We start from the raw sequence: 20992 nt of genomic DNA on the forward strand, positions 1-20992 counted from the left end.
CTAGGCGGCGTCGCGCCGGGTGAACCAGACCGGCAGCTCGCCGAGGCCGCGCAGGACGCCTGTCTCGCGGTACTCCAGCTTCTCGACGGGGACGGCCAGCGTCATCTCGGAGAACTCGTTGAGCAGCGAGGTGAACGCGATCTCGGTCTCCAGCCGGGACAGGGGCGCCCCGATGCAGTAGTGGATGCCGTAGCCGAACGCCAGGTGGTGGCGGTCGCCGCGGCCCACGTCGAGCCGCTCGCCGCCGTCGAACCTGCGTTCGTCGCGGTTCGCCGACGCGTTGGCGATCGTCACCAGCGCACCGGCGGGGATCGTGACGTCGCCGATCGTGACGGGCTCGGTGGCCACCCGCAGCATCGCGCGCTCCACGGGGCCGTCGTAGCGGGCCAGTTCCTCCACGGCCGACGCCATCAGCGACGGGTCCTGGCGCAGGCGGGCGATCTCGCCCGGGTGCTGCAGCAGCGCCAGCATCCCGTTGCCGATCAGGTTGACGGTGGTCTTGTAGCCGGCGATGAGCAGCAGGTTGGCCGTGGAGACGACCTCCTTCTCGGTGAACGTGCTGCCCGAGTCGGACGCCACGATCAGCGCGCTGAGCAGGTCGGGCTGCTGCTCCTCACGCCCCGAGCCCGGCTTGAGCTCGGCGCGCTTGCGGGCGACCAGGTCGACGAAGTACTCGCGCAGCATCCGGTTCGCCTCGTACGGGCGGATCCGCTCGCCCTTGACGTAGGTCGGGGTCAGGGCCGCGAGCACCCAGTTGGTGAAGCTCACGGCGTCCTGGTACGGAACGCCCAGCAGCTCGCAGATGACCTTGATCGGCATCGGCGCGGCGAACGTGCTCATGAAGTCGACCTGCTTGCCGGTGTCGATCCCGGCGAGCAGTTCGTCGGTGATCTGCTGGATGCGCGGGCGCAGCCGCTCCACCCGCTCGGCGGTGAACGCCTTGTTCGCCAGCTGCCGGAGCCGGGTGTGCTCGGGCGGGTCGGCGTTGAGCATGTGCGGCTCGGAGTCCTCTTCGCCCTCGTCGTACAGCTCCGTCTGCCGCATGACGTCCCACATGTTGCGGGGGTCGCGGGAGAGCCGGCGGTCCGCGAGCGCCGCGCGCGCCTCCTCGTAGCGGGTGATCACCCAGTGCTCGATGCCGCGCGGCTCCTTGACGAGCTGGACCGGTCCCTCCTCCCGCATCTGCGCGTAGATCGGGAAGGGATCGTTGCGGAGGTGCTTCTGGTAGAGCGGGTGAACCTCGTCCTCGGCGTGTGCCATGTCGCCGATCCTTCCGTTGTGTCTTGGTGGGGGTAGGTGCGCGGCCCGGCCGTCATCCGGGGATGCCGCCCGGCATGTCCGGCGGCGGGGACATCCGCCGGACGAGGCTGCCGAGACGGTCGAAGGCGCCGGCCCAGAACTGGGTGAGCAGGATGCGGTCGTGCGGTGCGGTCTCCGTCGAGCCGAACATCTCCCACCCCTGGTGGAAGACCTGCAGCAGGCTGCCGCCGAGGTGTGTCGGCTCGATCCACAGGTGGCCGGACAGGTGGCCCGGCCACCCTCCGCGGTCGAGCCTGAAGTTCAGGCTCGGCAGGTACGACGGGAAACGCTGGCCGGCCTCCAGGTGCTCGGTGACCGTCAGGACGCAGCTTCCGCTGGCGTCGCCGATCACGAACGACATCGGATCGTCGACGTTCAGCGAGCCCGCCGTGCGGCCCGTCCAGTACTGCAGGGCGGGCACGGCGGTCAGCGCCGCCCATGCCTCGTAGGCCGGCAGGGGCAGCTCGGCCTGCACGTACGGCCCCATGCGCCGCCAGGTCCAGCGCATGTCGCGCCCGGTCTGGACGTGGTCGGAGAACTGGTCGAGGATGCCCGGCCAGCCCGTGCCGTTCCAGCTCCGCCAGTCCGACGGCCCGTTCGAGCTGATCTCCGTGGTGGTCACCGTGGTGGCGGCGCCCATGGCGGTGAGCTGCCACGTCACACGGGTGGCCGGCCCCACGCCCACCCACCGCCACCGGTAGCTCAGTCTGGCCGAGTGACCGTCCGTGCCGGGCGGTTCCACGGCGTCGGTGTGACACCAGAAGAACTCGCCGTCACGGAAGTCGAGCATGCTGCGCTCGTTCTCGCGCGCCCAGGTCGTGCCGGTCCTCGCCAGCCACTGCCCGACCCGGTCGGGGTCGGTCAGCGCCGTCCACACACTCTCCAGATCGGCCGGGACGGTCACCGTCGTGATCACCCGTTCCCAGCGCTCGTGCGCGACCGGCTGGGCCGTCGACCGGAACGGCGGGAAGGGCGACGGCTCCATCAGCGGAACGGTGAAATCAGCGGGCAGTGGCGTGACGCTGGTCATGGCATCCTCGGCTCGATCGGTGGGGGCTGGGAACCGGTCGCGCCCCGGTCAGGCGATCTTCTCCGGGGCCAGGTAGCCGCCCATGTTGAAGCGCAGGCTGGTCAGGTAGCCGACCGGGTCGCCGTCGGGGTTGCTGAGGTCGTGCAGCGGCAGCATCCGGTAGATCTGCCCCTTGCCGGGGGCTCCCGCCGGCGGGATCGAACGGACGTCGTCGATCGTCAGGATGACCGGTTCCCGGTTGAAGAGCGTCTTGCCCAGCTTGGGCATGTCGAACAGGCAGCCGACGGCCATCCGGCACGCCTTGGCCGCGGGGCCCTCGCCCGCGTACGGGTCGAACGGGGTGCGGATCTGACCGGCGGACAGGCAGGTCGGGTTGAGGGTGACGGTGATGGTCCCCAGTTCCGCCGACTCGCCGACCATCTTCATCTCGATGAGGTTGGTGTAGACCTCGGCGTCGGCCCATTCGTTCTCGGTCGGCTCGGACCGGACCACCCGAACGTACCCGTCGAACTCGACGTCGAATTCGCCGACGCCGGGAATGGCGAACGTGTCCCAGGAGTGGAGCCCGAGATTGTCGATTCCGGCCTCCGGCGGCGTCCATTTGACGACCGGCGTGCCCTCGTACAGGTTGGGCACCCCGTCCACCGATACCGGCCGGCCGAAGACCGTGGTCTTTTCGGGATTGGTTATCATGGCTCTTCCTTTCGGGGAGTGCGTGATCGAGGCGGGTGGTGGCGGCGGATCAGATGCCCACGGCGCGGTAGTCGCAGCAGGTGCGGCCGGGCTCGTCGGCGACACCGTCCTGGTTGCTGTCGATCTCGCCGTCGACCGTGCTGTAGACGTCCCGGGAGTTGAGGTCGATGCGGCCGTCGCCGTCCCAGTCGTTCAGCTTCCCCTTGAAGGTGCCGAGGATGAAGACGTTGGTCAGGTCCCTGACCTCGGGGTCGTGCATGGTCGACAGGATTCCGTTGCCGGGCTGCAGGATCTCTTCGAGGGACTTGCCCGCCACGCCGGCGACATTCGTGTAGCCCCAGCCCTGGAACCGGCCCCGGACGTACCTGATGGCGTCCTCGCCGCGGATCTTCAGCGTCGGGTCCAGGTGCCAGGTGCCGTAGCGGGCGAACCCGATCCGCGTGTCGTGGGTGCCCATCGAGGGGTCGTCCGCCCGGCCGGACTTGAAGAACGTCCGCGGGACCTGCGACTCGAAGAAGAAGTTCCCGCGGTCCCGCCGGGAGCGCTCGGTGAAGCCGCGGAACAGGTAGTTGTCCATGTGCGGCGAGCCGTCGGTGTGCAGGCCGCTGATGGTCTTGGCCATCAGCAGTTGCTTCTCGCGGGTGGCCACGTTCGGGCAGGCGTGGGCCTGCCCGTAGATCCGGGCCAGGCCGAGGGGGCCGAGCGAGATCTTCCCCCAGTGCCGGTTGGTGTCGTCCAGCCGGACGTACAGGTCGCAGTGGATGAGCAGGTAGATCGTCTCGTCGAAGGTCCGGCCCTCGGTGAAGACGCCGCTGCGACCGTCGAACGCCGGGTCACCGGTGGTGAGTTCGCTGGCGAACAGCCGCGACCATTCGGCGATCTCGGGGTCGGAGTCCTTCGCGAAGCGGCGCAGCGCCGCGATCGCGTGCGGGCCGCCGAGTTTCTCCATGGCCCACAGCGTGTCCCAGCGGACCTCGCGGTGCTTCTCGTGCCTGATGACCTCGGTGAGCAGTTCGAACGCGTCGGGCAGGTCGCGGTCGGCGTACTCGAAGACGGCCTGCTCGCGCATGACCGGGTCGGGGTGGTGCAGCGCGTCGTGCTGTAGTTCCTCGTCGGTGCGGTTGTCGACGCGGACGGCGGCCCGGTTCAGCGCGTAGCCGAAGTCGCTGCACCAGGCGGCGGGGTCGCCGGCCACGAAGCGCGGGTCCATGCTCAGCGTCGTGCGGTAGGCGAAGTTGAGCGCGTCCCGCTGCTCGTCGCGCAGCGACTCAAGCGGCGGAGCCTCGACCGGAAGCGATGACTGAGGACCGGGATTGCCCACCGATTCCGGGGACTTATTACAGAGATCGATTGCCATCTGTTGCCTCCGAAGGGCGAAGTTGTGGCTGCACGATTCACGTTAGGAGGGGCCGGTTGACAAAACTTCTCCCACCTTGCCCACCCCGTCGCCGGCGGCATCCGCACTGGCGGACGCGCACGTCATCGGATACCGTCGGCGTGACTCGGACAATTCGATTAGCCGATCAAAGGGAGTCCACGGAAGGGCCGCGATGGGCAACCTAATCGCACCGAGCACGGATTTGACGTTCGTTCCCCGACCGTGGCCGTCGCGACGTTGCGCCCCCATGGCGACGCCTCATTTCGATTCACGCATTCATTCGGGTGACGAGGGCGTCGTCGTCGAGCTGGGCAGCCGCTGGCGGGCCGGCGACGCCACCCTCCTGCTCGACGGGATCAGGCGGGCCCTGGCGGGTGACGTCCCGCTCACGCTGTCCCACTGTGGCGCCGGCGGCGGCAGCCTGCTTCAGGCGGCGTCGGGCGAATGGCCCGGGTTACGCTGCCGCGAGGTCGTGCGGGGCCGGCACGCGTCCTTCCGGCCACGCGCCCCCCGGTGGACGCAGTACCGCCTGCCCGCCCCCGCCCCCGGCCGCGAGCCGGTCGGGGTGGCGATCAGCGGCGGGCTCGGCGGCATCGGCCTGGTGCTGGCCGCGCGGCTCGCCGCCGCGGGACACCGGCTCTGGCTGCTGGACAGGCGCCCCGCCGCCGGGCTGTCCGCGGCGGCCCGGCGGCGGCTGGCGTCCGTCGTCACGCGCACCCGCGTGGTCGTCGATCAGGCGGACGTCACCGCGGCCGTCCCCACCCCCCCGTTCCCGATCACGTGGCTCGTGCACGCCGCGGGCGAGCTGGACCTGACGCCGGTGCGCGAACTGGCCGGCGACGACCTCGAACGGCTGGCCGAAGGCAAGGCCGCGGCGCTGCGGACGCTGGTGCGGGCGCTGGCCCCGGCCGGGCTGCGCTCGGTGGTGGCGTTCGGCTCGACCGAGTCCCGGCGGCCGCACCGGCTGTTCGGCGGCTACGCGCTGGCCAACGAGCTGCTACGGCGCGAGGCGGCCCGGCTGCGTCACGACCATCCCGGGACGCGCGTCGTCACCGCCGAGTGGTCGCTCTGGTCGGCGGTCGGGATGGGCGCGGCAGCCGCCGCCATGGCCGGCCGGGCGGGGTTCGCGGTCGTGCCGCCGGACTGGGGCGCGCAGGTCACCGAGCGGCTCCTCGACGAACGGCAGCCGGTCCCCGAGGAGATCGCGCTCGGCGGGCCGCAACCCACGCCGGAGCGCCCGCTGGCGGCGGTCGCCGGGATCGGCGGAACCTCCCTGGCCCTGGACGACGCGTCCGTGCGACGGCTGGTGGAGCTCTGCCGGCCGAGCCGGACCGCGCCGCATCGGCCGGTCGGCCGGCCGGACCGCGTCGTCCGCGCCCAGGTGGCCGGGCATACCGTCTACACCTGGGGCTCCGGCTGCCGTGACTGGAACACGGGGACGCCGTGGAGGGCCGCGTGAAGGGCTTCGCCGTCGAGCACGAGGTGCGGTTGCCGTCGGACGCCGCGACCGTGTGGCGGATGCTGGTGGAGGCCGGGCGCGCCCGGATGTGGTGGGGGCGGCTGGAGACGGACGTCACCCACGTCGCCCAGGAGCTGACCGTCTCCACGGGCTCGTCGTCGGTGTACCGCGTCTGGATCGAGTCGATCCTCCCGGGCCGGACCCTCGAACTCGCCTCCGCCTACCTCGGGGTGAGTCCCGTCAGCTCCGTCCGGTTCGACGTGCTCGGCTCCGGACCGGTGCGGCTGCGCGTCACCGAGACGCTGGAGTCGGCGGACCCCGCGACCGTCTACCAGGTCAGGCGACTGTGGCAGCATCGGTTCGATCGCCTGGCGGCGGCGCTGACGGCCGCGCCCGAGCGGCCGGAGGACGGGGCAGTGGCGGACGTGGCGGACGCGGCGGACGCGGCGGTCGGCGGCCCGGGCCCGATCCCCGACATCAGCGTGCGCTGCGCGCTCGACCGGCCGGGATGGCGGCCGCTGCACCGTTCGGTGCTGAGCGAGTGGCTGCCGCTGTCCGGTCCGGCATGGCCGCCGCGGTGGTTCTACGTCGTCGACTCCGCGGGGCCGCGGCCGTTCCCCATCATCCGCTGGCGCACCCACTTCGACGACCTGGTCGCCCTCGGGATCGAGGCCGTCCCCGGGTGCCCGCCCACCGAGGCCGAGGTCGCCGTCATGGCGACCTCGACGTCACTGGAGCTCCGGGTGCGGCACACGGGCTGGTCGGCCCTCGATCTGGACGCCGAGACGCGGGAGGTGCTGCGGGACCGGTTCCTGGCCACCTGGCAGCACACGCTCCAGCGGGCGGCGCGCGGCTGACCGGGCGGACCGGCCGCCGCTCACCGCATCCCAGCGGCTGCGGGGATCTCCAGGTCGGGCCACCATCGCCGGAGCGTCCCCTCCACGATCATCAGGGACATCAGCGGGAAGGCGAAGTCGGCCGGCGGGTGCACCCCGAAGGTGTTCTGGATGTCGAAGACGCGGGGGCCGAAGTCGGTCAGGTCGAACCGTCCGCCCGGCTCCGTCGTCGTCCGGACGAGCTCGGCGATCTCGCCGGCGAACGCGCGCCGGTCGGCCGCGGTGTGCCGGGCGGGCGGCCCGCCGGGGAACGCCGAGTCGTACATGATCTCTCCGCACCGGACCCCGTTGCGCAGCGTCAGGTTGATGAAGAAGTCGCGGAGGCCGTGCTGGACCGTCCGGGGCAGCTCCACGCAGTAGCCGGCGTCCAGGATGACCGCCGTGCCGTCGGCCCGGATGTAGAGGTTGCCCGGGTGCAGGTCGCAGTGGACGAAACCATCCTTGAAGATCATGGAGCCGACGGCGTCGAGCACCCGCGACGCGACGCGGTCGCGTGTCACGGGGTCCACCCCGGCCGGAGGGTCGTTGGTGAGTCCCGGGACCAGGTCGGTCACCAGGGCGGCGGCGCAGGTGTACGCGTCGTGCACCGCCGGCACGGTGATCTCGTCGTAGCGGGCGAGCTGGGCGGCCAGGCGGCGCAGGTACGCCGCTTCGCGGAAGAAGTCGATCTGCCCGTAGAGGGCCCGCGACATGTAGCCGACGAGGTCGGCCATGGGCGCGCCGCCCGCGGCGGGCAGCCGCTCGGCCACCCGGGTGAGCGCGGTCAGCAGCGCGAGGTCGATCGACATCGACTCGGCCACGCCTTCGCGCTGCAGCTTCACGGCGAGCAGGCGGCCGTCCGCGTCCAGGGCCTCGTAGACGCAGGCGATGCTGCCGCTGCCGATGCAGCGGTCCAGCACCTTGAGCCGGCCGAGGCGCGGCTCCTGCCGCACCGCGCGGGCCAGTTGGCGGGCGAACTCCTCGGCGCCCATGGGGGTGACGTCGTCGTGCAGGGCGGCCAGCCGCTCGGTGACATGGGCGGGGAACAGGTCGGCACGGCTGGCCAGCATCTGGCCGAACTTCACGTAGGTCGGCCCCATGCGTTCCAGGTGCCGGACGAGGCGACGGGTCGCGCGCGCCTGCGCCTTCACCTTGCCCGAGCGCAGCCGGTCGAGGACCCACATCGCGCCGATGTGCGCGGACGCGCGGGTCACCCGGGCGGCGAGCATGGCCGCCCGGCCGGCCAGGCGGAGCCGCCCGACTCGTGGGAGGCGCTCCGGGGCGGCCTGTTCGGCGGCGACCGACTCGCCCGGCGCCGCCGCGCCGGCCGCCTGCTCGTCTGCCTGCTCGTCCGCCCTGCCGAACGCGTACGCCGACACCAGCGGGTGCACGACGGGAAGGGTCGTGACCGGCGCCAGACCCGCTTCGGCCGCCACGGACCCCAGCGCGTCGGGGGTGAGCCCCAGGGTGCCCAGCGCCTGGCCGCCCCGGGCGGCGGTGGCCGGGACGCAGTACAGCACGCTGGTCGCCAGCAGCATCGCCGCGGCCGGACCGGTCAGCGGCGGAGACTCGACGACCAGCAGGGTGCCGCCGGGACGCAGCGCGTCGGCCGCCGCGCGCAGCAGTCGCGCGGGATCGGCGGCGTCGTGCAGCACGCTGAGGGCGAGGATCAGGTCGTACGGGCCGTCCAGGGCGGTCGTGGCGTCCAGCGGGCTGAGCGAGACGCGGCCGGCCAGGCCCCGGGCGGCCAGCCGGGTCACGCCCGCGCTGGTCAGCCGCTCGTCGAGGTCGAATCCGTCCGCCGTGATCTGGGGGAACGCCGCGGCCAGCGTCTCCAGCGTCTCACCGGACGCGCAGCCGATCTCGGCGACCCGCCCGCCGGCCCGCAGGGCCTCGACGAGCCCGGGAACGGCGGGCAACCAGACGTCCGGCAGGAGGACCTTGGTCCATTGGGCGCTCATCCGCTGCATGGCGTCGGCGAGCTCGCGCGGGTAGCGCGCGTCCGCAAGGGACCCTCCGGCGTGGTACGCCTCCGCGACGGCGGGGACGCACCGGGTCAGCGCGCCGAACAGCGCCACACCCGGCTGGACGTCCATCATGCCGCCGATGAACGGCCGGACCTCGGGCAGCCACGCGTGACGCGGCCCGTCCCGGCCGACCAGCCCGGCGGCGACCATCGCGCGCAGCCATTCCTCGGCGATCCGTACGTCGCCGCCGGTGGCCCGGGCGAGCTCGTCCGCCTGTGACGGGCGTTCGGCCAGCGCGGCGCTCAACCCCGTCCGCGACCCGAATTCGAGCATGGCGGCGACCATGGCTGTGGCGACAATGGCCATCGGCCGCGGTAATTCCACGCCGTCGGAAGTCTCGTCGTCATCCGTCCCGCCGGTCGGCGCGCTTTTCCCGCTCATTGGCCGCCCCTTGTTCGGCAGTAAATGAACAGATTTTAGCCGGACCCGCCGCGCCCGGCTTCTCCGAAATTGCTGCGTCCCGGCGTGAATGCGCGGGAGCCGGTCGGTTCCGTCCCCGAAAACGCCGTGTTACGGTGACCCCATGTCCGCGGACGCAGATTCGGCAGCAGATTCCGCCACCGTTTCCATCCGTCGCCGTTTCGACTGTTCGTTTTCGGACCTGTGGGTGGCGGTGACCGTGCCCGAGTCCGTCTCCGCCTGGTTCACGCCGTGCCGCCTCGCGCCGGACGGCCGCTATTCGCTGCGATTCACGGAGGACTCCGGGGAGTCGTATGTCAAATACGCGACGGTGCTCGGTTGCCACCGGAGCGCGGGCGCCGGCGAATACCGTTTCCTGCTGCAGGACGAGGGATATCGCGACAGCACGGTCGAGGTGCGGGCCGGCGCCGACGGGGAGGCGGGCTCCGCTCTGCTGCTGCGGCACCTGCACCCGCCGCCGGAGCTGATCGACGGCTACGCGACCGGCTGGGCCGACTACCTCGACGCCCTGCGGCGGCATCTGGCCGCGGCCGGGCGGGCGGGGAGCCGGGTGTGAGGTCCGCCGGCCGGCGTCCGGTGCGCCACCTCGCCCGGTCGGCGGTGCGGTCGGGCCGGATCGCCGTCGTCCTGTGCGCGGTGGCCGCGTCGATGGCCCGGAGCCTGGTCCGGCACGCCGGACGGGGCCGGCGCGACCGGATCGTCCGCGACGCGGGGACGGTCGTGAGCGCGGCCCTGTGGCGGCTGGGCCCGGCGTTCATCAAGGTCGGCCAGATGCTGTCCAGCCGCAGGGATCTCTTCGCCGCCGCGTTCTGCGAGGAGCTGGAGGCGGGTCTGGCCCGGGGCCGGGCCGGCGGCGTCCGGGCGGGCGTGGAGATCGGGTCCGTGGCCGCGGTGGAGCGACGCCGTGTCGGCGGCGTCGACGCCGCCGTGAAGACGATCCACCCGACCGCGGCCGAGCTGCTGCGCGTCGATCTCGGCCTCATCACGGCGATGACCCGGCTGGCCGGGGTGCCGCTCCGGCGGTCGGGGCCGACGCTGCGGCGTGTCGTGCACGAGATGTGCGAGTCGGTCCGCCGGCAGACCGACCTGGTGGCCGAGGCGGAGATCCTGCGCCGGTTCGAGGACCTCGAACAGAGCCTGCCCGTCGTCTTCCCGCGGGTCCTGGCCGGCGACAGCGGGCCCGAGGTGCTGACGATGACCTGGATACCCGGGCAGGCCGGCGGGCGGCGGTTCGCCCATCCCCGGCGCACGGCCAAGCGGCTGGTCCTGACGGTGTACGAGATGCTCTTCATCACGGGCGTCGTCCACTGCGACCTCCACCCCGGCAACTGGTGGGAGCTGCCCGACGGGCGGCTGGCGATCGTCGACGCCGGGTTCACCTACGAGCTCGACGACGACATGCGCACACACTTCGCCGAGTTCTTCCTCGGGATGTCCAGCGGCAACGCGGAGGTGTGCGCCACGCACGCGCTGGCCGCCGCGGCCGAACCCGTCTCGCCGGAGAATGAGAAGGCGTTCCGCCGCGACATGGAGGGCCTGATCGGCTCCACCACGGGGCTGACCGCGGGCGATTTCTCGCTGGCCGGGTTCGCCGCCCGCTTCTTCGCCATCCAGCGGCGGCACCGGGCCTACTCGCGCGCCGAGTTCGTCTTCCCGCTGATGGCGCTGCTGGCCATCGAGGGGCAGGTCAAGCAACTGGACCCGAAGATCAATTTTCAGTCGCTGGCGGGCCCTGTGGTGCTCCGGTCCATCGTCGCCCGGGCCCGCGCGGGGCGCGCGCGCTGAGACCGCGGCCCGGCGGGTTCCGGTTGGGGCGTATCACCGCATCGGGCCAGCTCATCGCTATACACTTTGTCAGTATGGCAAGAGAGCCGGTGGCCCGCGCCGGCGAACGCAGACGCTACGGTCAATACTGCGGCCTCGCCGCGAGCCTCGACGTGATCGGTGAGCGGTGGACGCTGCTGATCGTCCGAGAGCTGCTGATCGGCCCCCAGCGCTACAACGAACTGCTGCACAATCTTCCCGGCATCGGGACCAACCTGCTCGCCGAGCGGCTCCGGTGGCTCACCCGTCAGGGCGTGATCCGGCAGCATGCCCGGTCGAACGGCAAGGGACACCGCTACGAGCTGACCGCGTTCGGCGAGGGACTGCGCGAACCGATTCTCGGCCTGGCGCGCTGGGGCCTGAACGCCTCGCACCCCTTCAACGCCGAGGACGAGGTGCGGCCCCAGTGGGGCGTGCTGGCCGTCGAAGCGCTGATCAGGAAGGACCAGATCCCCGCGGTCGACGAGTCCTACGAGTTCCTCGTCGACGACCAGGTCTTCCACATCGCCGTGAAGGACCGGCAGATCACGGTCAGCCAGCACGGCGCCGAACATGCGGCCCTGCGGGTCTCGACCGACGCCAAGACGTTCGTGGACATCGGCTCCGGCCGGGTGTCACCGTTCGAGGCGGTGGTGACCAGGCGGTTGAGCCTGGAGGGTGACCAGGAGGCGCTGACCCGCTGTTCGCGCCTGCTGGGTCTGCTTCCGGGCGACGGCCTCGTGGGCGCCTGATGCCGTGACGCCCACAAGACGGCACGCCGTCGCTCACCCGCTCACCAGGGGATGATCGGGTACCAGGGGATGATCTCGCGCCGGGCGAGCAGCCGTACGTCCCAGTACAGGAAGGTGAAGACGCCGACGACGATGAAGGCGGATCCGGTGATCAGGGCCAGGCGGCCGGGGCGGGCGGTGAGCCAGCGCTGCACCCGGGTGCCCATGACCACGGCCAGCAGCACGAACAGCACGGCCAGGATCACAATGTTGCCGACCGACTGCAGCATGAAGGCCAGCGCCCCGTAGATCGGGTTGTGGCTCTCGGCGGCGTCCCGGAAGAGCTGCCGGAACAGCCCGTACGGCCGGCCGATGAGGAATCCGCCGATCAGCGCGCCCATGACGACCAGGGGCGCGTTGGGGAAGCGCCGGGTCAGCGGGGCGAGCGGGTCGCGCACGACGCCGAGCGAGGCCAGCCCGAGCCAGACGAAGGTCAGCCCGATCAGCCCGAAGGCCACCATGGACTGGACGCTCCTGGCCGACAGCTCACCGGGGGCCGACGGGGCGGTCGAGAACTGCGGCATGGCGGTCCCGACGAATCCGACGACGGCCCCGTACAGGCCGGAGACGGCGAGCATGCCCACCGTCAGCCAGCCGAGCGGTTTGAAGACGGCCCCCACCCGGGTGGCGAGCGAGCGGGGCTGCCCGACGACCGGGCAGAGCGCGCCGAGGGCGGCGATGTTGCAGGCGGTGAAGGTGCCGCCCAGCCCGGTGGCGAAGGCGTAGGCCATGCCGGGCAGCACGCCGCCGATGACGGTGTCCTTCGCCTCGTGGCCGAGCAGCGCGCCGGCGACGTTCTCCCCGATGACCGAGTCGACGAACTCGGCCGACCAGACGACGGTGAGCAGGAATCCGATCAGCGAACTGACCAGGACAGCCGCCCAGGGACGGCTGACCCCCGTCCGGTCGGCGGGCGGTTGCTGGATGAGCGTCATGGAGTCTCCTGTCCGCGCGGGCGCGACGCCCGCGTCAGTGGTCGGCCCAGAGGCCCACGTGGTTGCCCTCCGGGTCCTGGAAGATGGCGCAGTATCCGTGCTCCCCGCCGATGTTCATCTTCGGCCGGTGCACCGTGCCGCCTGCTGCCGCGGCGGCGTCGAGGGTGCCGTCGATGTCGTCCACGAGGAGGTAGACGACGGTCGACTCGCCGGCGGGAGGCGGGCGGCGCGCCGACTGGGCGAGCCCGCCGAGGGGCGGGTCACCGTCGCCGGCGACGATCATCGAGTACTCGCCCAGCGGGAAGCCGGGCAGCTCCGCGTACGTCCAGCCGAACACCTGCGCGTAGAACGCGCGCATCCGCGCGATGTCGTTGACGTGGATCTCGAACCAGGCGACCGCGTCCGAGGACGACACGGCTCCCTCCTCCGCTGGCTAGGGGGTGTCGGCCGGCTAGGCGGTGTCGGCCGCGTACGCGATCGGCAGGCTGACGACGCCGCGGAACATCGTGCTGCGGCGGTAGACGAGCTCGCTGTCGGCGATCGCCAGGCGCAGGCCGGTCAGGCCGGCGAGCCCGCGCAGCGCGGCCTTCAGCTCCATGCGGGCGAGCAGGGCGCCGAGGCAGAACCGCATGCCCGCCCCGAAGGACAGGGGAGGTCCCTGCGCCCGGCCGATGTCGAACCGGTCCGGGTCGGCGAACTGGGCGGGGTCACGGTTGGCCGCCCCGGCCAGGGCGACGACGATGTCGCCCTGGCGCAGCTTGGTGCCGGAGAGCTCGACGTCCACCGAGATCTGCCGGCTGTTGGACTGGACCGACGAGTCGTAGCGCAGGCATTCCTCGGCGGCGGCCGGCAGCCGGTCCGGTTCGGCGCGCAGCAGCTCCAGTTGCCGGGGGTGGCGCAGCAGGGCCAGCACGCTGTTGCCGATCTGGTTGGTGACGGTGTCGTGGCCGGCGAAGACGAGTGCCACCGCGGTGCTGATCAGGGCGTCGGTGGTGATGGGATCCCGGCCGGTGGTGGCCGCGATCATGGCGCTGATGAGGTCCTCTCCCGGGTTCGCGCGCCGGTGGCGGATCAGCTCGGTGAGGTAGGCGACGAACTGTCCCATGGCGGCCTGGCCACGGGCGATCTCGTCGGGTCCGGCCAGGAGGTCGAGGGTCGGCGCTATCGCCACGGACCAGGCCCGCAGCGCGTCGCGGTCGCCCGCCGGCATCCCGAGCAGGGCGGAGATGGTGGCGAGGGCGAGGGGGTAGGCGAAGTCGTCGACGACGTCCATCCGGCCCCGGGCCCGCAGCGGTCGCAGCAGGTCGCGGGTGTCCTGTTCGATCCGTGCCTGCATCGTACGGATCAGCCGGGGCGTGAACGCCGGGCCGATCAGCTCGCGGAGCCGGGCGTGGCCGGGATCGTCCTGGAAGAAGATCGTGTGGCGGAGCACCTCGCTGAGCGGGCCGGGGCCGACCAGCGTGGCCCAGAAGTCGCGGATGCCGGCCCGGCCGAACCGGGGTTCGCCCAGGACGGTGCGGACGTCGTCATACCGGGTGACGTACCAGATGTCGTTCGCGCCCCGGTGGACCGGGTCGTTGCGCAGGAGCCAGGCGTAGGAGGGGTAGGGATCGCGCAGGACCGCGGGATCCGCGGGGTCGAACCCCGTGTCGATGGGGACCGTCATGCTGACCGCCCTTCTCCGCTACTTCAAACACCTATACCAAGCAGCCCTCCTCCGGTCTAGACGTCCGTTGATGGGTGCATGTGGCTATGGTTTAGTGAAGTGGATGCGAAAGCGAGGTGGCGAGAGATGTCCGCCGACGCCCGATCCGCCGCGATCGACCATGCCGACCCGCTGATCATTCCGGGCAGCACGCACCACGTGGGGCTCGCCATCCGGGGCGAGCTGAAGCTCTACTTCGCCGACGGGGAGACTCTCGACTGCGACGACGTCCGGGGCATGAGCGCAGTCCGCAGTTCGGACGAGGTGGGCACCACCGCCGACGGGCGGCCGACCATCGTCGTGACCCGGCTGATGACGCACTTCCATTCGAACGTGACCGGGCTGCTGATCCAGCAGAACCCGAGCCGCCCCAACCTGGGCAGACTGACCGGGATCGCTCCGGGAGGCCCCGAGACGCTGCTGCCGGCCGACGTCACCTTCGACCAGTACCTGATCCTCGCCCTGCGCGGCCGCCTCTACGTCAACACCGATCCGCTGGTCATGGAGGCCGCCGCGATCACGACGTTCCCCCCGGTCGGCACCACGTTCCTGTCGCGGGGCGCCACCGTCTTCTACGACCTGGCCGACCTGCCCGGCGGGATCACGCAGCGGGACCCGGGGAACGCGGTGCCCAGCCTCGCCCTGGCCTCGCAGAGCGTCTGTGGCAGCCATCTCACGCACTCCATCGACATGCCCGTCGCGGAGGGATGAGGACGGACCTGCGCGAGGCGCCGGCGTCGATCGCGCGCGCGGCGCAGATCGGCGCCGTCCTGGTGCTGGCCCTCCTGCGGGCCGCCACCGACGTGCGCGGCCTGATGTCCGGTGTTCCGCCGTCGGCGATCATCGCGGACCGGCTGGCGTGGGCCTGCGAACGGCTCGGGCCGGCGTTCATCAAGATCGGCCAGTTGCTGAGCACCCGGGTCGACATCATCTCGCCGGCGGCCTGCCGCGCGCTGGCCCGGCTCCGTGATCGCCTGCCTCCCGTCGCGGCCCCGGTGGCGGCGCGGGCCGTCGGCGCGCACCTCGCCGGCCAGCTCTCGGGGACGCTCACCCCGGTCGCGGCGGGCGCGGTGGCCTGCGTCTACCACGCCAGGCTGCGGGACGGCCGAGAGATCGCCGTCAAGGTACGCAGGCCGCGGATCACGCGGCTGGTCGCCCGCGATCTCGCGCTGTTCCGCCACGGGGCACGCCTGCTCCAGCGGCTTCCCGGACTGCGCGGCGCCCCGCTCGCCGACGTGGCCGGTCAACTGGGTGACGCCCTGCTGGCCCAACTGGACTTCCTCGGCGAGGCGCGGGCGCTCGGCAGGTTGCGGGCCAACCTGCGCGATCAGGTGGCCGTGCGGGTGCCGGGCGTCCTGGAGGAGTTCTGCCGCCCGGACGTGCTGGTGATGGAGTACGTGCCGGGCCTGGACCGCTCCGGTCAGGGGCCGGACCGGCGGGAGGCCGTGGTGGCCGCCCTGCGGGCGGTCTACCACATGCTGTTCATCGACGGGTTCGTCCATTGTGACCTGCATCCGGGGAACCTGCACCCGATGCCGGACGGCTCGGTCGTGATCGTCGACGCGGGGTTCTTCCGGCAGCTCACCGACACCCAGCGGCGCGCGTTCGCCACCTTCTTCTACCGGATGACCCGGGGAGACGGAGCGGGCTGCGCCGAGATCGTGCTGTCCACGGTGCTGGGCGACGCCGCCGGCCACGACGCCGGGGGGTTCCGCGCCGACATGGAGGACCTGGTCCGGGCCGTCGGCGGGTCGCGGATCGGGGAGTTCGACCTGCTGGACTTCGCCGTACGGCTCTTCGCCGTCCAGCGGGAGCACGGCTACTACGCCGATCCGCAGTTCGTGTTCCCGATCCTGTCGCTGATCGTGATGGAGGGCACGTTGCGCGAGGCCTGCCCGGAGGTCGACTTCCAGACGGAGGCACTGCCGTTCGTGCTGCGCGGGCTCATGCGGCGTGACGGGCCGGGCGTGGACTCGTGAGCGGGCCGTCGTTCACGCCGGTTCGGCGGCGACGTCCGCGAGCCGGGGCAGGACCGTGCTCCGCCAGCCCGGGCCCATGCGCTCGAACGCGGCGCGGTCACGCTTGTCCTCCAGGTCGAAGCCCGAATGTTCGAGGAGCAGCCGCGTGCCTCTGCCCTCGGCGACCAGGCGCCAGGTCAGGGTCCAGTTGGTGTTGAAGGTGTAGACGAGCCGCTCGTGGGGCTCGACTTCGAGCACCTCGCACGGGACCGCGCCCCAGCCGGGCATCTGCAGGTGGAACCGGTGTCCCACGACGGCGCGGATGTCGCCGGGAGCCCACCAGCGGGCGAGCAGGTCGGGCTCGGTCAGGGAGCTCCACACCCTCTCCGGCGGCGCGGGGATGAACTGGTCGACCGAGATGGTCGCGAGGCTGGCGTCGGGCACGGTGCTCCTTGCGCATCGGAGAGTGACCCACCAGATCCTAGGACATCGGCCCAGGCCGCCCTGGTAGGCCGATCCGGTGGCCGGTGGAAAATTTCCGTTCCCGGCGGCCGCCGGCTCCCCCGGCGCGCCGGAGACAACCGCGTCGAGCGACTGTGAAACGCGGGGCGGTTGAGGCGGCCGGTGTTATTCGGAAAGCCCCTTCGAGCGTCCGGGCGACAGGTGATCGGTGCGGACGGCCGGCCGCTCGCATAAAAGCGCTTATATTCGAGCCGCAATACGTCAGGCGCCGCCGAATGGCCGCTGACCTGGATGGTCAAAAATTCAATTCACCCTTCCCGGGCCGCCGAATTCATAGCGTCAGCTCCGGTCACCCGATCGGTGAAACCTTGACCCTTTGCTTGAAAAATGTTTAGTTTCTCCCTGAAGGTCATCCAGATCAAGACGGGGAACAGCCATGGCGCCCACCCGGCTATTTCGCCTGCCCGAAAAACGACTGACAGGATTCGTACCGAAATCAAGCCCGGTCGAAAAAGATCTCCTGGCGGTTGTCGCCGCCTTTGGCGAAGGTTATAACCGCGCGCTCACCGGTGATCCGGACGTCAGCGACCTACCGCGCCATCTGCACGGCTTCGCATTCGAGGGCGCCGCCATGAGCTGCACCCTGCTGGACACGATCACCCTGAGCGGCAACCGGCGGCTGCGAGCCCTGACGGAGAGCACGGGAGGCTCGTACGACCACCTGATCCACGTCGGCGCCGGCTGGGCCCTGGCCCGCCTGCGCCACACCCGCTGGCCGGGCATCGGCAACCCCATGCTCCGCTGGCTGGCCTGGGACGGCTGGGGCTTCCACCAGGCGTACTTCAAGCCGCGCCGGGTGTTCCACGACCACTGGATCGAGCGGGGGGCTCGGGGCGCCACCCGGACCATCAGGGACCAGGGCACCGGCCGCGCCCTGTGGTTCCGCACCGGAGCCGACCCCGAGCTGATCGTCCGGATCATCGACGCCTACCCGCAGCACCGCCGCAGCGACCTGTGGGCGGGCATCGGCCTCGCCGCGGCCTACACCGGAGTGTCCGACCGGCCCGACGACCTGCTCGCAGCCGGCGCCGGCCACCGCGCCCACCTGGCCCAGGGCGCCGCCTTCGCGGCCAAGGCGCGCGTGCTCGGCGGCCACGTCCCGCCGGGAGCGGCCCGCGCCATCGAAACGCTGACCGGGGTCAGCCCGCACCAGGCCGCCGACTGGACCGATCAGGCACTGACCCGGATACCCCGGCCGGGCTCCCTCCACGACTACGAACGCTGGCGCGCCGAGATCCGGGGAACCTACGAACAACACGCGGGGGGCATACTCCAATGACCAACTGGCCGGCCCACGCGGTCAAGATCGGCGCCATCCTGACGATCCTCGTCACCGGCTGGGCGGCCGCCCTGCCCGCCGTCTCCCCCGCCGCGGCCCACCAGGCGGCCGCCTCCTTCGCCTTCACCCAGCACCCGCTCAACGCGCCGGCCGGCGGACGCGCCGTCCGCCAGGTCGCCCCCGCCTACCAGGACATCCGGCACTGGATCTCCTCGGTCGGGGCCGCCATCGCGCTCGCCGACCTCGACGGCAACTCCCGTCCCGACGACGTCTGCCTGGTGGACCCGCGGACCGACACCGTCACCCTCCAGCCGGCACCCCAGACGCAGGATCGGTACCCGCCGATCCGGCTCAGCCCGGACGGCCTGCCGTACGACACGACGATGGCGCCGATGGGCTGCGTGCCCGCCGACTACGACGACGACGGAACCGTCGACGTCCTGGTCTACTACTGGGGACGGTCCCCGGTGCTGTTCCTGCGCGGCACCGGGCCGCTGACCGGTCCCGCCCCCTTCACCGCGCGGGAACTGGTGCGCCCCCACCAGCTGTGGAACACCAACGCCCTGTCGCTGGCCGACGTGGACGGCGACGGCCGCACCGACGTGATCGTCGGCAACTACTTCCCCGACGGCGCACGCGTCCTGGACCCGAAGGCACCCCCGCAGCCCGAACTGCGGATGCAGGCCTCCATGTCGAACGCCGCCAACGGGGGCACCAACCGCGTCCTGCTGTCCCGGGCCGACGGGACGTTCACCGAGGCCACCGGAGCCTTCGGCAAGGAGGTCGCGGACGGCTGGACCCTGGCGATCGGCGCCCAGGACCTCGACGGCGACGGGCTCCCCGAGCTTTACGTCGCCAACGACTTCGGCCCCGACCACCTGCTGCGCAACCGGTCCCGCCCCGGCAAGGCGGCCTTCGAGGTCACCCACGGCCCCCGCCACCTCACCACCCCCAAGTCCAAGGTCCTGGGCAAGGACTCCTTCAAGGGCATGGGCGCCGGCTTCACGGACCTGAACGGCGACGACGTCTCCGACATCCTGGTCAGCAACATCACCCAGGAGTACGGCCTGCTGGAGAGCAACTTCGCGTGGGTCAGCAGCCGCAAGCAGATCTTCGACGGCCGCGGCACCGCCTTCTACACCGACGAGAGCGAAGGGCTCGGCCTGTCCCGCAGCGGATGGGGCTGGGACATCAAGGCCGGCGACTTCAACGGCGACGGCCACCCCGAGATCGTCCAGGCCACCGGCTTCGTGCGCGGCGACGTCAACCGCTGGGCCGACCTGCAAGAACTCGCCATGACCAACGACGACCTGCTCGCCGATCCGGCGATGTGGCCCGACTTCCAGCCGGACGCCGACATCTCCGGGGACAACCCCAACGCCTTCTTCACGCGGCTCCCCGACGGGCGCTACACCGACGTCGGCCGCGACATCGGCGTGGCCGACCCGGGGACGTCGCGCGGCATCGCCACGGCCGACGTCGACCACGACGGCCGGCTCGACTTCGCCGTCGCCAACCAATGGCGGCAGAGCCACTTCTACCGCAACACCGCGCCGGCGCACCCGCCGTTCCTGGGCCTGCAGGTGATGCGCCCGGCGGGCGGCTGTTCCACCGGAACGGACGCCCTCTCCCCCGCCATCGGCGCGACCGTGCGGCTGAAGGCGGGCGCCCAGGGACTGCGCACCGGCCAGGTCTACCCCGCCAACGGGCACGCCGGCGTCGCCGCCGCGGAACTGCTCTTCGCGCTCCGGCCGAACACCGCGTCCGTGCCGGTCGAGGTGACCTGGCGGGACACCTGCGGCCGGCTCCGCACCGCCGGCATCGACCTCCCACCCGGCTGGCACCGCCTCCGTCTCGGAGACGACAGTTCGCTCAAGACCCTCACGGAGGAGACGCCATGACCTCTGCCCAGCGCAACCCGAGAACGGCCGCGCTTCGCAGATTCGCCCTCTCGATCACGGTGTTCACCGTGCTGGGGCACCTCTGGCTCGGGTTCGAGCAGGCGTTCGTCACCCCCGTCGTCGCCGTGGCGTTCGCCTACCTGCTCGATCTCGCCCTCGAAACGGCAGAGGCGTGGGCCGAACGGCGGGAGCCGAAATACCGGGCCGAGGGCCTGTTCGACTTCCTCCTGCCCGCCCACATCTCCGGGCTGGCCTGCGCCATGCTCCTGTACGCCAACGACCGGCTCTGGCCGGTGCTGTTCGCCGTCGCGGTCGCGATCAGCACCAAGTACCTCATCCGCGTACGGGTCGCCGGGAGAAGGCGTCACATCCTCAACCCGTCCAACGCCGGCATCGCGATCACCCTGCTGGTGTTCCCCTGGGTCGGCATCGCGCCGCCGTACCATTTCACCGAGTGGGTCACCAGCCCCGTCGACTGGCTGATCCCCGCCTTCATCCTGGTCGCCGGCACGCTGCTCAACGCCGGGCTCACCAAGAAGATGCCGCTCATCCTCGGCTGGGTCGGCGCGTTCTTCGCCCAGGCCCTGATCCGCACCTGGATCGACGGCACGGCCACGACGAGCGCGCTGGTGGTCATGACCGGCGTCGCCTTCGTCCTGTTCACCAACTACATGATCACAGACCCTGGTACGACCCCGGTCCGGCCCCGCAACCAGGTCGCGTTCGGGGCCACGACCGCGGTGGTGTACGGCCTGCTCGTGCACTTCCACGTCGTGTACGGGCTGTTCTTCGCGCTGGTCATCGTGTGCGCCGGCCGGGGGCTGCTGCTCGCCGCGCTGGCCGCCCGCCAGGCTCCTCCGCAGCCGGGCGACGTATCGGTTCCCGCCACCTCGGTGGCTGTCCCCACCTCCCGGTGA

At 71.6% G+C, this 20992-nt stretch carries 19 protein-coding genes; 10 read left to right on the forward strand and 9 right to left on the reverse strand.

The window, feature by feature from the left end:
- Genes ACGF0J_RS36415 through ACGF0J_RS36430 form a run of 4 tightly spaced genes read right to left on the reverse strand, consistent with a single transcriptional unit; the run spans position 1 to position 4379 of the window.
- Positions 1-1260, reverse strand: coding sequence for a cytochrome P450 (locus ACGF0J_RS36415; protein WP_393153568.1), 1260 nt, complete (start codon positions 1258-1260; stop codon positions 1-3).
- 52 nt (positions 1261-1312) lie between these two features.
- The gene (locus ACGF0J_RS36420; protein ID WP_393153570.1) at positions 1313-2329 is read right to left on the reverse strand and encodes an SRPBCC domain-containing protein; all 1017 of its coding nucleotides are present in this window, start codon (positions 2327-2329) and stop codon (positions 1313-1315) included.
- Positions 2330-2377: 48 nt separating this feature from the next.
- Entirely contained in the window at positions 2378-3022 is a 645-nt protein-coding gene (locus tag ACGF0J_RS36425) for a DUF6073 family protein (protein WP_393153572.1), read from the reverse strand.
- A gap of 49 nt (positions 3023-3071) precedes the next feature.
- The gene (locus ACGF0J_RS36430) at positions 3072-4379 is read right to left on the reverse strand and encodes a HEAT repeat domain-containing protein (RefSeq protein ID WP_393153574.1); all 1308 of its coding nucleotides are present in this window, start codon (positions 4377-4379) and stop codon (positions 3072-3074) included.
- 268 nt (positions 4380-4647) lie between these two features.
- Here ACGF0J_RS36430 and ACGF0J_RS36435 point away from each other — a divergent pair, with 268 nt between their 5' ends.
- The gene (locus tag ACGF0J_RS36435; protein ID WP_393153576.1) at positions 4648-5859 is read left to right on the forward strand and encodes a KR domain-containing protein; all 1212 of its coding nucleotides are present in this window, start codon (positions 4648-4650) and stop codon (positions 5857-5859) included.
- Positions 5856-6716, forward strand: coding sequence for a hypothetical protein (locus tag ACGF0J_RS36440; protein ID WP_393153578.1), 861 nt, complete (start codon positions 5856-5858; stop codon positions 6714-6716). Before ACGF0J_RS36435 ends, ACGF0J_RS36440 begins: the two co-directional genes overlap by 4 nt.
- A 20-nt stretch (positions 6717-6736) precedes the next feature.
- On the opposite strand, the gene ACGF0J_RS36445 is transcribed toward ACGF0J_RS36440, so the two are convergent.
- A complete protein-coding gene (locus tag ACGF0J_RS36445) occupies positions 6737-9142 on the reverse strand; it encodes an AarF/UbiB family protein (RefSeq protein WP_393153580.1) in 2406 nt (801 codons plus the stop codon).
- A 232-nt stretch (positions 9143-9374) separates the two neighbouring features.
- Between ACGF0J_RS36445 and ACGF0J_RS36450 the strand changes: the two genes are divergently transcribed.
- The 3 genes from ACGF0J_RS36450 (at position 9375) to ACGF0J_RS36460 (ending at position 11736) form a co-directional block, all read left to right on the forward strand.
- On the forward strand, positions 9375-9737 hold the full coding sequence (locus ACGF0J_RS36450) for an SRPBCC domain-containing protein (RefSeq protein ID WP_393153582.1): 363 nt from the start codon (positions 9375-9377) through the stop codon (positions 9735-9737).
- Positions 9734-10966, forward strand: a complete 1233-nt coding sequence (locus tag ACGF0J_RS36455; protein WP_393153584.1) for an AarF/UbiB family protein — start codon at positions 9734-9736, stop codon at positions 10964-10966. Before ACGF0J_RS36450 ends, ACGF0J_RS36455 begins: the two co-directional genes overlap by 4 nt.
- 74 nt (positions 10967-11040) lie before the next feature.
- Positions 11041-11736, forward strand: coding sequence for a winged helix-turn-helix transcriptional regulator (locus tag ACGF0J_RS36460; protein ID WP_393153586.1), 696 nt, complete (start codon positions 11041-11043; stop codon positions 11734-11736).
- Between the two features lie 41 nt (positions 11737-11777).
- Here ACGF0J_RS36460 and ACGF0J_RS36465 read toward each other — a convergent pair whose 3' ends face one another.
- The 3 genes from ACGF0J_RS36465 to ACGF0J_RS36475 are packed head-to-tail and all read right to left on the reverse strand — an operon-like array spanning position 11778 to position 14376.
- The gene (locus ACGF0J_RS36465) at positions 11778-12710 is read right to left on the reverse strand and encodes a hypothetical protein (protein ID WP_393153588.1); all 933 of its coding nucleotides are present in this window, start codon (positions 12708-12710) and stop codon (positions 11778-11780) included.
- A 34-nt stretch (positions 12711-12744) separates the two neighbouring features.
- A complete protein-coding gene (locus ACGF0J_RS36470; protein WP_393153590.1) occupies positions 12745-13125 on the reverse strand; it encodes a VOC family protein in 381 nt (126 codons plus the stop codon).
- Between the two features lie 36 nt (positions 13126-13161).
- The gene (locus ACGF0J_RS36475) at positions 13162-14376 is read right to left on the reverse strand and encodes a cytochrome P450 (protein WP_393153592.1); all 1215 of its coding nucleotides are present in this window, start codon (positions 14374-14376) and stop codon (positions 13162-13164) included.
- A 126-nt stretch (positions 14377-14502) separates the two neighbouring features.
- Here ACGF0J_RS36475 and ACGF0J_RS36480 point away from each other — a divergent pair, with 126 nt between their 5' ends.
- Together ACGF0J_RS36480 and ACGF0J_RS36485 are read left to right on the forward strand one after the other, a co-directional pair.
- Complete coding sequence (locus ACGF0J_RS36480; RefSeq protein ID WP_393153594.1) at positions 14503-15126, forward strand: hypothetical protein; 624 nt, start codon at positions 14503-14505, stop codon at positions 15124-15126.
- Positions 15123-16394, forward strand: coding sequence for an ABC1 kinase family protein (locus ACGF0J_RS36485; protein WP_393153596.1), 1272 nt, complete (start codon positions 15123-15125; stop codon positions 16392-16394). Before ACGF0J_RS36480 ends, ACGF0J_RS36485 begins: the two co-directional genes overlap by 4 nt.
- A 12-nt stretch (positions 16395-16406) precedes the next feature.
- Here ACGF0J_RS36485 and ACGF0J_RS36490 read toward each other — a convergent pair whose 3' ends face one another.
- Complete coding sequence (locus ACGF0J_RS36490; RefSeq protein ID WP_393153598.1) at positions 16407-16817, reverse strand: SRPBCC domain-containing protein; 411 nt, start codon at positions 16815-16817, stop codon at positions 16407-16409.
- A 454-nt stretch (positions 16818-17271) separates the two neighbouring features.
- Between ACGF0J_RS36490 and ACGF0J_RS36495 the strand changes: the two genes are divergently transcribed.
- Genes ACGF0J_RS36495 through ACGF0J_RS36505 form a run of 3 tightly spaced genes read left to right on the forward strand, consistent with a single transcriptional unit; the run spans position 17272 to position 20992 of the window.
- Positions 17272-18174 carry a DUF1702 family protein gene (locus ACGF0J_RS36495; RefSeq protein ID WP_393153600.1) on the forward strand — a complete coding sequence of 301 codons (903 nt, stop codon included), beginning with the start codon at positions 17272-17274 and terminating at the stop codon, positions 18172-18174.
- Positions 18171-20075, forward strand: coding sequence for a CRTAC1 family protein (locus ACGF0J_RS36500; RefSeq protein WP_393153602.1), 1905 nt, complete (start codon positions 18171-18173; stop codon positions 20073-20075). Before ACGF0J_RS36495 ends, ACGF0J_RS36500 begins: the two co-directional genes overlap by 4 nt.
- A complete protein-coding gene (locus ACGF0J_RS36505; RefSeq protein WP_393153604.1) occupies positions 20072-20992 on the forward strand; it encodes an enediyne biosynthesis protein UnbU in 921 nt (306 codons plus the stop codon). Before ACGF0J_RS36500 ends, ACGF0J_RS36505 begins: the two co-directional genes overlap by 4 nt.

It is taken from the genome of Nonomuraea sp. NPDC047897 (genome assembly GCF_043204415.1).
GTDB lineage: Bacteria > Actinomycetota > Actinomycetes > Streptosporangiales > Streptosporangiaceae > Nonomuraea.